General features: G+C 55.8%; 10 protein-coding genes and 1 pseudogene. 9 read left to right on the plus strand and 2 right to left on the minus strand.

The genetic code is table 11. The features are described 5' to 3' along the window. Positions 1-1,362 carry an FGGY-family carbohydrate kinase gene (locus AB4Y96_RS05940; protein ID WP_441916243.1) on the plus strand — a complete coding sequence of 454 codons (1,362 nt, stop codon included), beginning with the start codon at positions 1-3 and terminating at the stop codon, positions 1,360-1,362. 48 nt (positions 1,363-1,410) lie between these two features. On the opposite strand, the gene AB4Y96_RS05945 is transcribed toward AB4Y96_RS05940, so the two are convergent. Beyond that, entirely contained in the window at positions 1,411-2,736 is a 1,326-nt protein-coding gene (locus AB4Y96_RS05945) for a dicarboxylate/amino acid:cation symporter (protein ID WP_441916244.1), read from the minus strand. 229 nt (positions 2,737-2,965) lie between these two features. Here AB4Y96_RS05945 and AB4Y96_RS05950 point away from each other — a divergent pair, with 229 nt between their 5' ends. Further along, positions 2,966-4,837 (plus strand): sensor histidine kinase, encoded by a 1,872-nt coding sequence (locus AB4Y96_RS05950; protein WP_441916245.1) that lies wholly within the window; start codon positions 2,966-2,968, stop codon positions 4,835-4,837. Between the two features lie 2 nt (positions 4,838-4,839). After that, positions 4,840-6,201: a sigma-54-dependent transcriptional regulator gene (locus AB4Y96_RS05955; protein ID WP_441916246.1), complete on the plus strand. Its 1,362-nt coding sequence runs from the start codon at positions 4,840-4,842 to the stop codon at positions 6,199-6,201. On the opposite strand, the gene AB4Y96_RS05960 is transcribed toward AB4Y96_RS05955, so the two are convergent. Continuing rightward, positions 6,176-7,327, minus strand: a complete 1,152-nt coding sequence (locus AB4Y96_RS05960; RefSeq protein WP_441916247.1) for a LacI family DNA-binding transcriptional regulator — start codon at positions 7,325-7,327, stop codon at positions 6,176-6,178. The two genes, AB4Y96_RS05955 and AB4Y96_RS05960, sit on opposite strands and share 26 nt — an antisense overlap. Before the next feature lie 177 nt (positions 7,328-7,504). On the opposite strand from AB4Y96_RS05960, the gene AB4Y96_RS05965 reads away from it, so the two are divergent. From AB4Y96_RS05965 to AB4Y96_RS05990, 6 genes and pseudogenes are all read left to right on the plus strand, one after another. After that, on the plus strand, positions 7,505-8,485 hold the full coding sequence (locus AB4Y96_RS05965; protein ID WP_441916248.1) for an ABC transporter substrate-binding protein: 981 nt from the start codon (positions 7,505-7,507) through the stop codon (positions 8,483-8,485). Positions 8,486-8,587: 102 nt separating this feature from the next. Next, positions 8,588-10,126 carry a sugar ABC transporter ATP-binding protein gene (locus tag AB4Y96_RS05970; RefSeq protein WP_441916249.1) on the plus strand — a complete coding sequence of 513 codons (1,539 nt, stop codon included), beginning with the start codon at positions 8,588-8,590 and terminating at the stop codon, positions 10,124-10,126. Further along, positions 10,123-11,121 (plus strand): ABC transporter permease, encoded by a 999-nt coding sequence (locus tag AB4Y96_RS05975; RefSeq protein WP_441916250.1) that lies wholly within the window; start codon positions 10,123-10,125, stop codon positions 11,119-11,121. Before AB4Y96_RS05970 ends, AB4Y96_RS05975 begins: the two co-directional genes overlap by 4 nt. Further along, the gene (locus AB4Y96_RS05980; protein WP_441916251.1) at positions 11,118-12,092 is read left to right on the plus strand and encodes an ABC transporter permease; all 975 of its coding nucleotides are present in this window, start codon (positions 11,118-11,120) and stop codon (positions 12,090-12,092) included. The genes AB4Y96_RS05975 and AB4Y96_RS05980 overlap by 4 nt, the downstream gene beginning before the upstream one ends. A gap of 2 nt (positions 12,093-12,094) precedes the next feature. Next, positions 12,095-13,117 (plus strand): aldose epimerase family protein, encoded by a 1,023-nt coding sequence (locus tag AB4Y96_RS05985; protein WP_441916252.1) that lies wholly within the window; start codon positions 12,095-12,097, stop codon positions 13,115-13,117. 66 nt (positions 13,118-13,183) lie between these two features. Continuing rightward, positions 13,184-13,532, plus strand: a pseudogene (locus AB4Y96_RS05990) (homoserine dehydrogenase); the annotation flags it as partial.

Here is a 13,532-nt window from a genome sequence, read left to right on the forward strand (position 1 = left end):
ATGACCAGGCCGCGCCATATTGCTGTCATTGACGTTGGCAAGACCAATGCCAAGCTCGTCGTGGTTGATGCAGAAAGCGGTGTGGAACTGGCAGTACGCAGCACCCCCAATCGCGTGGCCACCAATGGCCCCTACCCGCATTATGATGTCGACGTGCTGTGGCACTTCTTTCTGAACTCGCTGACAGAGTTTGCCGAAACACCCGGTTTTGATGCCATATCGGTTACCGCCCATGGCGCTGCGGCGGCTCTGCTTGGCGAAAACGGACTGGCCATGCCTGTCATTGATTATGAGCATATCTATCCCGATGCAGTACGTCAGGACTATGCGCAGCTGCGGCCTGATTTTGCCGAGACCGGCTCTCCCTATCTGGCTGGCGGGCTGAATGTCGGTGCGCAGATTCACTATCAGAAAACACAATTTCCAGCATTGTTCGCAGGCGTAAAAACTGTCCTGACCTATGCCCAATATTGGGTCTGGCGGTTAACCGGAACCGCAGTGAACGAAGTGACATCTCTTGGCTGTCATACGGATCTATGGAATCCGCGAGACGGTGAATATTCCAGCCTTGTCGACAAGCTGGAACTGCGCCCGCTTCTGGCTCCCGTCCGCTCGGCTTTCGATCATATCGGAGATTTGCTCGCACCCCTGACAACTCAGATCGGTATCAACAGGCCAGTACCGGTGTTCTGCGGCATCCATGATTCAAATGCATCCCTGCTGCCGCATCTGATGACACGCACCTCGCCGTTTTCCGTCGTCTCAACGGGGACATGGGTTGTTTTGTTTGCCGTGGGCGGCCATCTGGCTCAACTCGATCAGCAACGCGATACGCTTGCCAATGTCGACGCCTATGGCAAGGCAGTGCCATCAGCCCGGTTTATGGGTGGGCGTGAATTTGATCTTTTGACTGGCGGGAATGCTGTTGCTCCCGACGCGGAAACGCTTGAGCGCGTTATTCGCGATCAGGTGATGATCCTGCCAGGTTTTGCCAAAGGCACCGGCCCGTATCCGAACCGGGTGGCAAACTGGCCCAATGGCGAGCCAGGCAACCCGGCAGAACGAACCGCCGCCGCTTCGCTCTACACGGCGATGATGACCGCGATCAGTCTGGAGCTGATCGGGTCGGCGGGAGCTACAATCATCGAAGGCCCCTTCTCCCGCAACGCACTCTATTTGTCAGCATTGCGCAACCTGACACAACGGGAGGTAATGTCGCTGCCGGGTTCGACGGGAACCAGCCTTGGGGCTGCCCTGCTCGCGGGCGCGACAATCCCCGCACCGACGAACACCGGAAATGTGCAACCTCTTGACGCCGCCTTCGATACATACGCGAAGGCATGGCGAGACCATCTCGCATGAAAAAGGCGGGCCTGAGCCCGCCTTTCCATTTCATTCTTTACCAACCCGTCAACCGGCGAAGGCAAGAGCCTCTTCTTCGCTGACGGCGCCATGCAGCGCACGATCAAGCATGCCTTTATCGAGTTCGCCTTCCCAGCGGGCCACAACGATGGTCGCGACTGCATTGCCGACCAGATTGGTCAGGGCGCGGCATTCAGACATGAAGCGGTCGATGCCGAGGATCAGCGCCATACCGGCGACCGGAACGGCAGGAACAACTGATAGCGTTGCGGCAAGGGTGATGAAACCAGCACCGGTGATGCCAGCAGCACCCTTTGAGCTGAGCATGGCAACCAGCAACAGCAGAACCTGATCGGTGAGGGTCAGCGGCGTGTTGGTTGCCTGCGCGATGAAGAGGGCAGCCAGTGTCATATAGATATTGGTGCCATCCAGATTGAAGGAATAGCCTGTTGGAATAACAAGACCGACGACAGACTTCTTGCAGCCCGCCTTTTCCATTTTCGCCATCAGGGTCGGCAGGGCAGCTTCCGAAGAACTGGTGCCGAGAACAAGGAGCAATTCTTCCTTGATGTAACGGACAAGGGCGAAGATGGAGAAGCCGTTATATTTGGCAACGGCACCCAGAATGATCACCACGAACAGGATCGACGTCAGGTAGAATGTACCGATGAGCATCAGCAGATTGGCAACCGATGCAATGCCGTATTTACCGATGGTGAAAGCCATGGCACCGAAAGCACCGATCGGGGCAGCCTTCATCAAAATGGCAACCAGCTTGAAAACCGGTGCTGACAATGTTTGCAGGAAGTTGGTGACAGGCTCGGCGCGCTCGCCAACCATGGCCAGCGAAATACCGAAGAGAACCGAGAAGAACAGGACCTGCAGGATATCGCCAGATGCGAACGCACCGACAATGGTTGTTGGAATAATGTTTTGCAGGAAGCCGATAACGCTCTGTTCATGCGCCTGCTGCGTGTAGGTGGCAACGGCTGCTGGATCAAGTGTTGACGGATTGATGTTCATGCCCGCGCCGGGCTGAATGACATTGGCCACGATAAGGCCAACGATAAGCGCCAGTGTCGAGAAGGTCAGGAAGTAGATCATTGCCTTGCCGGCAACACGGCCGACCTTTTGCAGATCGCTCATTCCGGCGATGCCGGTTGTCACGGTCAGGAAGATTACCGGGGCGATTATCATCTTCACCAGTTTGATGAAGGCATCGCCGAGCGGCTTCATGCTCGTGCCGATATCTGGATAGTAATGGCCAAGCGCGATGCCGATGGTGATGGCAACAATGACCTGAAAATACAGATGGGTATAGATTGGTTTCTTGACGCGCGGCTCTGGCGCTGCGTTGATGGTCACAGGACTCATATCTTCCTCCATGGTGCGAGCCGCGTCTGGCAGAAACCCTGTCAGCCTCCCGGGCCCTTGTTCTTGAGAACAACCTACGCATTCTCTTCAATCTCATTAGCAAGGGCCGTGCCAACCGAAAATTATTTGTCAACTATCTGATTTTTAATAATATTATTTTAGACGAAGAAATCTTCAATCTACACGTGTGCGAAATTACGCACAAAATTATTGTCAATCGTGCGGATATATGCACAAATCAGATATGGAACGTTCGGTTGAGAAAGACGCCGATATACTGCCTATGGTGGCAGGGTCGAGCGCCATATCCAAATTGATCTATGGGGCGCTGGCGGTGTTCCTGATCCTTGGCGCATTGCTGGCGGCCAATGATTATGGCCGCAATCGTGCTTACCAGACACTTGAAACGAGAGCGACAAGCGCTGCGGAACTTAACGCTGTTCTCCTGCGGACAGTGCTGGAAAAGCAGCGTTCCCTTCCATTTGTTCTTTCACAGGACCGGGATCTCATCAGCGCGCTGACTTCCCGCAGTGAAAGCATGCTGCACCTTGTCGATCGCAAGCTGGAAAGCCTGATCGAAGGAACACACGCCTCGGTTATCTATCTTCTCGATGCCAAAGGCACGGCACTGTCGGCCAGCAATTGGCAGGAACCGACGAGCTTTGTCGGGATAGACTATAGTTTTCGCCCCTATTATCTGCGCGCCCTGGCAAGCGGAAGCGCTGAACATTATGCGCTTGGGACGATCAGCAAGCGGCCGGGCCTTTATATTTCACGGCGGATTGATGGACCTTCAGGCTTGCTTGGTGTGATCGTCGTGAAGGTCGAATTTGATGAACTTGAAGCCGACTGGCGCAAAAGCAGCGACCCATCCTATGTAATCGATCCTCGCGGTATTGTGTTGATCACCAGCTTTCCCGAATGGCGGTTCATGGCGCAGGCGCCGATACCGGCTGATCAGGTTGGCCCTATTCGCGAAAGCCTGCAATTTGGCGCTGCGCCGCTCGCTCCCTTGAGTGTCACTCCGGCATTCACGCAATCAAGCCCCGACCGGGTAACGGCGCAACTGCCCGGTTCCAATCAGGATGCGGAATTCATCCGTGTTCGCGTCCCTGTGCCGACCACAAGCTGGTCATTGCAGTTGCTGGCTCCCGCCGGAGCGGCAGTGACCGAATCCATACGTTCAGCACAACTCGCCGCTTTGGCGGTTCTTGCTCCTATCCTCGGCTTCACCGCCTTTTTCCTGTATCGCCGGGGCCGGGCATTGCGACGTTTACACTATCAGGAACAAGCACGCCTTGAGCTTGAGCGCCGCGTGGCGGAACGTACCGAAGCGCTGAGTACGGCTCATGCCGAACTGGTGATGCAGGCTGAAGAGCGGCAGAAGACCGAAAACAAACTGCAAACCGTGCAGCAGGAACTCGTGCAGGCTAACCGTCTCGCCATTCTTGGGCAGGTGACGGCAGGCGTTGCTCACGAGATCAACCAGCCGGTGGCCGCCATTCGCTCCTATGCCGATAACGCAAAGACCTTTCTGTCACGCAATCAGATGGAGCCGGTGAAAGAGAATCTCTCGGCGATTGCTGGTCTCACAGAACGCATCGGCAGCATCACTGACGAGTTGCGCACCTTCTCCCGCAAGGGCACCAGCGATGCAGGCCCGACGGCGGTCAGCGACGTTATCGAAGGTGCGTTGCTCCTCCTTGGCAGCCGCTTCCGGCAGACCGTTGGCAAGATCACCACCGAGACACCGCCTGTAGACGTGAAAGTCCACGGCAATCGTATCCGGCTGGAACAGGTTCTGATCAATCTGATGCAAAATGCACTTGAGGCAACGGAGGGTGGGCCATCGAGCCGGATCAGCGTTGGCTATGCGCTTGCCGATGACGAAGTGCAACTCACGGTGGCGGATAATGGCCCCGGCATCCCCCCGGAAATCATGCAGGCCCTTTTTACCCCATTCAACACATCCAAAGACCGTGGCCTCGGACTTGGGCTGGTGATCTGCCACGACATCGTCGCCGAGTATGGCGGACGCATTGAAGTGGAGAGCAGCAACGCAGGAACCAAATTTACCGTTCATCTCAAGAGGGTTGTTTGATCATGGATTTTCAACCTCACATTGCGTTTGTCGATGATGATGACGACCTGCGCAACGCCAACCGGCAAACATTGGAGCTGGCCGGTTTCAGCGTGGTTCCCTTTGCCGACGCGATGAGCGCACTGCGATTTCTGACACCGGATTTTGCCGGGGTGGTCGTCAGCGATGTACGCATGCCGCATATTGATGGCGTGGAGTTTTTCCGGCGCTTGCGCGAAATGGATGCGGACCTGCCCGTCATCCTGATCACGGGGCACGGCGACATTGAGATGGCCGTTCAGGCCATGCAGGAAGGTGCTTACGATTTCATTGCAAAGCCCTATCCCGCCGAACGACTTGTCCAAAGTATTCGCCGTGCTGCCGACAAGCGTCACCTCGTTATGGAGAACCGCCAGCTGCGGCAAATCATGGAAGCTTCCGATGAGGCTGTGCCGCTGATTGGCCAGACGCCTGTCATGCAAAACCTGCGCAAGACTTTACGTCATGTGGCCACCGCGGATGTGGATGTGCTGATTGCCGGTGAGACCGGCAGCGGCAAGGACGTCGCCGCCGGGCTTCTGCATGAATGGAGCCGGCGCAAACAAGGCAATTTTGTTGCGCTGAATTGCGGCGCATTGCCGGAATCAGTGATCGAAAGCGAGTTGTTCGGCCATGAGGCTGGAGCCTTCACAGGCGCTCAGAAAAAGCGCATCGGCCGGATAGAATATGCCAGCGGCGGAACGCTCTTTCTCGATGAAATCGAGAGCATGCCGCTGGCGACGCAGGTGAAACTCCTGCGCGTGCTGGAAATGCGCGAGATCACGCCGCTTGGCACCAATGAGCACCGCCCCGTTGATTTGCGGGTCGTGGCCGCTGCGAAGGTCGACCTTGGCAGCCCGGAACAGCGCGCCAATTTCCGCGAGGACCTGTTCTATCGCCTGAATGTCGTGACGGTATCAATACCGCCTTTGCGTGAGCGCAAGGAGGATATTCCGCTATTATTCACGCATTTCCTGCACCGCGCAGCCATTCGCTTCAAGACGGAACCGCAGGAAATGACCTCAGCCATGCGGGCGCGACTGATGGAGCATGACTGGCCCGGCAATGTGCGCGAACTGGCGCATTTCGCCGAGCGGGTCGCTCTTGGGCTGGGGGAAATGGGTGGCGAACGGGTTGCCTCGCATACGACATCGCCTGTTAATCTGCCCGAGGCTATGGAACAGTATGAAGCCAAGCTCATTCGTGACGCGCTATCAGGCAATAATGGCGATGTGCGCACAACGATTGAGGCGCTGGGGATTCCGCGCAAAACGTTTTACGACAAATTGCAGCGTCATGGCATTGATCGCGCAGACTACATCAAGGCAAAGGCTGCCCAAGATTAGATTGATACGGTTGTTGTTCGACACAATCCGTCACCGAGAGGCGCTCCACCAATGGACATTCCAGCTTGGTAATGGGGTAGCGTGTGCCGCTGCCCGGAATATAGGTATCCAATTGCTCTATGGCCCAGCGGCCCATAGCGCGGTGCGGCAGAACCGAAGTGGTCAATTGCGGGTGCAGGTGCCGTGAGATTTCTTCATCGTCATAACCAATGACGGAAATATCTTCGGGGATACGGATACCCGCCTCTTTCAGCGCTTCATAGCAACCGATGGCGGTTCGATCATTCTGGCAGAAAATGGCAGTAGGCCTGTCTTTCAGCGCAAGCAGCGACCGCGTGGCCTTGTACCCCGCGCTTGCTGACCAATCGCCCTCCATGACCAACTCAGGATCAAAGGGAATATCCGCCGTCGCCAATGCCCGGCGATAGCCCCGTAGCCGGTCTTGCGCTGCTTCCATCCATGGCTCGCCGGTAATAATGCCGATACGTTTGTGGCCATGCTGGATCAGATGGCGGGTCGAATGCTGACCACCGGCAATCTCGCTCGGAATAACAGCCGGAAACGCATAGTCCGAGGTGTAACAGTTCAAAAGAATAAGCGGGATATCGAGATCATAGAGATAATCAGGCAAGGTCACTTCACGCGTGAAAATCGCCATATAGATCAGCGCGGATATCCCCTGTTCACGCAGGGCGCGGATGGTGCGCGGTTCCATCTCAGGATCATTTAGGGTCTGGGCAACCAGAATGATGTTGCCCGCATTCCATGACGCCTGCCGTGCGCCCTCAATCGCAACCACAGCTTCCGGACTGGTTGCCAGCTGATCGACGACAAAGCCGATTTTGCCATCAACGGCGGGCACATAGGTGTCACTGGCATCAAGATGGGCAAAATTCGGCGCCGCATAACCAAGCGAACGCGCGGCTTCAATCACCCGCTCCCGCGTTTCGGTGGCAAGCTTGATACCCGGTGTTTTGTTTAGAACAAAAGAAACCGTCGCTTGCGAACACCCGGCGATGCGCGCAATATCCGTCATTGTCACCCGCTTGTTCACGCGCTTGCGCCGGGCTGTAATCCGGGCGGACTTTTTCTTGTCAGTGGTCGTATCATCCACTGTGTCGTTCATGTCGAAAATAGCCCTTTGCCATGCTCAGACGCATCTGAATCGATGAAGCTGCATCCGGATGATTATGCAGCGAACCACTGACTAATCAACATAAATAATTATTGACTAATTTTTATAAATGAAGATGATCAAGCCAGTGGAATATCCACGCTCTGAATTTCTGGGAGGAAAATTCGTATGTCTATTACCCGTCGTACTCTCTTGTTTACATCCGCCGCTGGCCTCGTTGCAGCGCTGGCAGCGGGCAGTGTTTTTGCCGCTTCGCCGCCATTGAAGAAGAAAGATACCTACAAGGTTGGCTTTGCCCAGACCGAAAGCAACAATCCGTGGCGCCTCGCCCAGACCGCCAGCATGCAGGAAGAAGCCAAGAAGCGCGGCTGGCAGCTTGTTTACACGGATGCGGCAAGTTCCGCAGCCAAGCAGGTTGCTGACGTCAATTCGATGATCGCACAGGGTGTTGATCTGATTTTCCTCGCACCACGTGAAGAAAAGCCGCTGATCCCAGCGATCAAGGCCGCCAAAAATGCTGGTATCCCGGTTATCCTGCTTGACCGCAGTGTCGATGCATCGCTTGCCAAGGCTGGCGATGATTATGTGACCTTCATCGGCTCCAACTTCATCGAAGAAGGCCAGCGTATCGGCGAATGGCTGGTCGCAAATGCCAAGGGCAAGACGAAGATCATCGAACTGGAAGGCACCACCGGTTCATCCCCGGCCAATGATCGCAAGAAGGGTTTTGACGACGTCATCGCCAAGCACTCCGACTTCAAGATTGTCGCATCGCAAACGGGTGACTTTGCCCGCGACAAGGGTCGTCAGGTTGCCGAAACTCTGCTTCAGGCCCACCCCGATGCCAATGTGATCTATGCCCATAATGACGAAATGGCCATTGGTGCGATCTCGGCCATTGAAGCCGCTGGCAAGGTGCCCGGAAAAGACATTCTTGTTCTGTCAATCGATGGCGGCAAGGAAGCCGTACAGGCTGTTGTTGATGGCAAGATTGCCGCCGTGGTTGAATGTAATCCCCGCTTCGGCCCCAAGGCCTATGACACCGCTGCTGCCTACGCTGCTGGAGAGAAAATCGCTCCATTGATCATCAATCCAGATCAGTTCTACGATGCCAGCAATGCGGCAAAATTGTTAAGCTCCGCCTATTGATATCTGACGAAGCCAGCGCTCCAATGGAGCGCTGGCTTTTTCTTTGCCCGCTGCATCCCAGTACTGGCAATAGCTTCCGATAACTTCAGAAATGGCTTTGCAATGGACACCGATATTCTTCTATCGATGACAGGTATCGACAAGCGTTTTGCCGGAATCCCCGCCCTTTCCGCTGCTTCGTTCACTGTGGCACGCGGCGAGGTGCATGCGCTTATCGGCCAGAACGGTGCGGGAAAATCAACACTGATCAAAGTTCTGACCGGCTATCACCGGCGCGATGCGGGCGAAGTGACTTTCGATGGCAAACCGTTTGAAGTCTTCTCGCCGCAGCAGGCACAGGCGAGCGGCATCAGCACCATCTATCAGGAAATCAATCTGGTTCCTTACCGGTCCTTGACCGAGAATATTTGCCTTGGACGCGAACAGCGCCGCTTCGGTTTGCTTGACTGGGCGAGCATGCACCGCGAAGCCGAAGGTCTATTGCAGCGTTTCAATATCAGGGTCGACGTGCGCCGGCCGCTGATGGAGTTCAACACAGCAACCCAGCAGATGGTGGCGATTGCCCGGGCAATCGGTTTTTCAGCCAAGCTCGTGATCATGGATGAACCGACCTCATCGCTCGACGAGCGCGAAGTAGGCGTCCTCTTCAATGTCATCAGGCAATTGAAACAGGAAGGCGTTTCGGTTGTCTTTGTCAGCCACAAGCTGGATGAGCTTTATGCCGTGTGTGACCGCGTCACGATCATGCGCGATGGCAAGACAATCAGAACCGCCCGTATGGACGAAATCGAAAAAATCGATCTTGTCTCGTCCATGCTTGGTCGCAGCATTGAAAAGACAGAAGGCCACGCCACGGCTTTTACCGCGCGTGATGAAAAGAATATCGGCAAAATCCTGCTCTCCGCCGACAATCTGGCCGTGGGACAGATCGTTCAGGATGTTTCATTCAATATTCGCAGCGGCGAGATCGCCGGTTTTGCCGGACTGCTCGGTGCTGGCCGCACGGAAACGGCGCGGCTGGTCTTTGGCATTGACCGCTTGAAAAAAGGCGCCATGACCTATGGCGACAAGACATTCGAACCGAGGCGACCAGCCGATGCCATCGCGGCGGGCATGGGCTTTTGCACCGAGGATCGCAAGAGCGAAGGCATTGTCCCTGATATGAGCGTCGCTGAAAACATGATGCTGGCGCTGATGCCGAAACTCAGCAAGTCGGGTGTTATCGACGAGAAAGCCCAGCGCGAAATTGTCGAGCGTTTCATCAAGCAGCTTGGCATTAAATGTTCGGGGCCAGATCAGAAGGTGCGCGAACTCTCTGGCGGCAATCAGCAGAAGGTTCTGCTTGGTCGATGGCTGGCGATGAACCCGCGCCTGCTCATTTTGGATGAACCAACACGCGGGATCGACGTCGGCGCCAAGGGCGAGATTCAGTCTTTAATCAAATCTCTGGCGGATCAGGGTTTGGCCGTATTGATGATCTCTTCGGAGCTGGAAGAAGTCATTGAAGGCGCTGACCGGGTGTTTGTTCTGCGCGACGGCATCAGTGTTGCCGAATTTGACCGATCAGCCGCAACGGAAGACGCACTTATGGGTGCCATGGCGCATGGCAATGCGCCTGTCATCGAGAAAGCCCTGACATGACCGACACGCCGCAAACCGCACACACCAACAAGCGTTTCGATGCATTCGAGTTTCTCGCACGTTATGGCACGCTGATCGCCCTGCTTCTGCTCATCCTGTTCAATCTGGCGTTCACCCGTAATTTTGCAACGATCCAGACCCTGAATGTGAATCTCACACAGGTCTGCACCATTGTTATCGTCGCAGTTGGTATGACGCTGGTTATTGCCACTGGCGGCATTGACCTCTCCGTCGGCTCGCTCATGGCCATCTCAGGCGCTTTGGCGCCAATGATCTTTCTTGGAAAGATTGTTCCTATCGACAATATCTATCTGGCTGTTGCCACCGCCATGATCATTTCCATCGCCGTGGCCGGATTGTTTGGCTTGTTCAATGGCTGGCTTATATCAGCATTTCGAATTCAGCCGATCGTTGCCACGCTGGTGCTTTTCATCGCCGGACGCGGCATCGCGCAAGTCATGACCAACGGCAATCTGCAGACATTTCGCGTGCCGCAGTTCCAGTTCATCGGGCTTGGCCGGATATTCGGCATTCCCGTACAGGTGATCCTGATGGTGATCATTGTTCTTGCCGCCGCCTGGATGCTGAAGCGCACCGTCTTTGGCCGCCAGATCATCGCCATCGGCGGCAATGAGCGGGCGGCTGAACTCTCCGGCATTGCTGTCGCCAAGGTAAAACTGCTCGTCTACGCCATGAGCGGTCTTTGCGCCGGTATAGCCGGGCTCGTGGTCATCGCCATCAATTCATCCAGCGACGCCAATCAGGTCGGTCTTGGCATGGAGCTTGATGCCATCGCTGCCGTCGCCGTCGGTGGCACACTTCTATCAGGCGGCAAGGCAACCATCATCGGCACACTTATCGGCGCCATGACAATCCAGTTGGTGCGTTACACCTTGCTAGCCAATGGCGTGCCGGATGCCGCCGCACTGGTGGTCAAAGCCGGGATCATCGTGCTCGCCGTCTGGATACAGCAACAAGGCAGGGCACACGCATGACCAGGGCAAAATACATATCCTTGCTTGGCAGTTACGGGGTGGTGCTGGCACTCCTGTTGCTCATCGTCTTCGGCTGGGCGCGCTACGATTACTTCCTCGGCTTTTTCAACATCACAAGCGTCTTGCGCTATAACTCGATGTTTGCGCTGGTCGCACTTGGCATGTGTTTCGTCATCATGACCGGCGGTATCGACCTTTCAGTGGGTTCGACAGCGGCGCTTGGCAGTGTGGTCGCAGCGCTTTTCAGCCCGCAAGGCGCGTGGATCGGGCTCGGCGCAGGCGTCGGCGCGGGGCTCTGCATTGGCCTTATCAATGCGACACTGGTGACCCGATTGAAAATCATGCCATTTATCGCCACGCTGGCAATGATGCTTGCCGCCAGTGGCACCGCCCTGCTGCTCGCGGACAACCAGTCGGTTTCCGTTTCCTATGACAGCGGCTTTACCACCATAGGGCAGGACAATTTTCTCGGATTCCCCATCCCCGCATGGATTGCCCTTGGCGCCTATATTGTTGGCTGGATTGTGCTCAATTTCACCAGTACAGGACGCGGTGTGCTTGCTGTTGGTGGTAATGAAGATGCAACGCGGATGATGGGCCTGCCAGTTAATCGGATCAAATTTCTCGTCTATCTTGCCAGCGGCGGCCTTGCGGGCCTCGCGGGCGTGATCCTCGCGTCGCAGTTCGGCGCTGGTCAGCCGATTGAGGGCGTAGGCTGGGAACTGTTTGCCATTGCTGCGGTGGTCGTTGGCGGCACTTTGCTGACAGGCGGCGTCGGTTCCGTCGGTGCGACGCTAGCGGGTGTGCTCCTGCTCGGTATTCTCTTCAATGTCCTGAATTTTGAGAACGGCAAAGGCTGGATTTCGCTTTCCGCCTATTGGCAATCGGTCATTCGTGGCCTGTTCTTGCTCATAGTGGTCATCTTGCAGGCCAAGCTGTCCTCGCGCGGCAATGCTGTGAAGGACCATTGAACATGCATGCGGTGCTGGGACCCCAGCCATTCGGGATGTTTTCGGGCGAACCGGTGTTTCAGGCGACAATCCAGTCAGCATCGGGTGCAATAGCGCATATCCTCAACTGGGGTGCGGTGATCCGCGATCTGCAAATCCCTTTGACGGATGGCACATTGCAACGGGTTGTCCTCGGTTTCGATCAATTCGATCCTTATCCGCATCAGTCACCTTATTTCGGGGCACTGGTCGGGCGCTACGCCAACCGGATTGCCCATGGCCGGTTTACTCTCGACGGCAAGGATTATGCGCTTGACCGCAATGAAGGCGGAAAGCAGACCCTCCACGGCGGTTCAAAAGGGGTGTCACAACGCCTCTGGGAAATTACCGACTGGAGCACATCTTCAGTCACGCTCGAACTGCAACTGCCCGACGGCGATCAGGGTTTTCCCGGCGCAATGAATGTGCGCTGCACCTACAGCTTCAGCACCGGATCAACGCTGCGCATAGACATTGAAGCGACAAGCGATGCGTTGACCGTCGCCAATTTCGCCCAGCACAGTTACTTCAATTTGGATGGTTCGGATGATATCCGCAGCCATGAGTTGCAGATTTTTGCCGATAGCTACACGCCGGTGTCAGACGATCTCATTCCCATAGGCGAAATCCTGCCTGTGGATCAGACACCGTTTGATTTTCGTCAGCCGCGTCTGATCGGCGCGCACTCATCATCGACATATGATCATAATTGGGTTTTGAACGGTGATGCGAAGAACGGTTTGCGCCATGCCGCATCGCTGGGAGGCCGCACGGGTCTCGAAATGCAGGTTCACACCACCGAACCCGGTCTGCAATTCTACGATGGCAGGATGATCGACCCTTCGCTGATCGGTCTTGAAGGCAAACGCTACGGCCCGCATGCCGGATTGTGCCTTGAGGCGCAGCGTTTTCCTGACAGCCCAAACCAGCCGGATTTTCCAAGTGCGGTGCTTCGCCCTGATGAGACTTACCGGCAGCATACGGAATTCCGGTTCCTGCATCGCTAGCTGTTGCCAAGCGCCCTCTCCCGTCCTATGCCGGAGCAAAGCAGCCAGATGAGGAGCGTTTGAGGTATGGCGAGCAATGTAGCATTGACGGGATTGGCGCGGGACATGCAGGCGCGTGCGGATGCGGGGCGTCCAATTCGCATTGGTCTGATCGGATCAGGGGAGATGGGTACGGATATCGTCACCCGCGTCGCCCATATGCCCGGCGTCGAAATCGGGGCGATTTCCGAATTGAACCTGCCCAATGCCCTGAAGGCCGTCGATATCGCCTATCAGGAACCGGGCCATGCTCGCGAAGTGAATACGGCTTCGGCGCTGACATCAGCCATGGAAAGCGGCAAGATTGCCGTCACCGATAATGCGGATCTCATCCTTGAGAATGACCTCATCGATGTGGTGATCGATGCAACAGGTG

It is taken from the genome of Phyllobacterium sp. TAF24 (assembly GCF_052113785.1).
Taxonomy (GTDB): domain Bacteria; phylum Pseudomonadota; class Alphaproteobacteria; order Rhizobiales; family Rhizobiaceae; genus Phyllobacterium.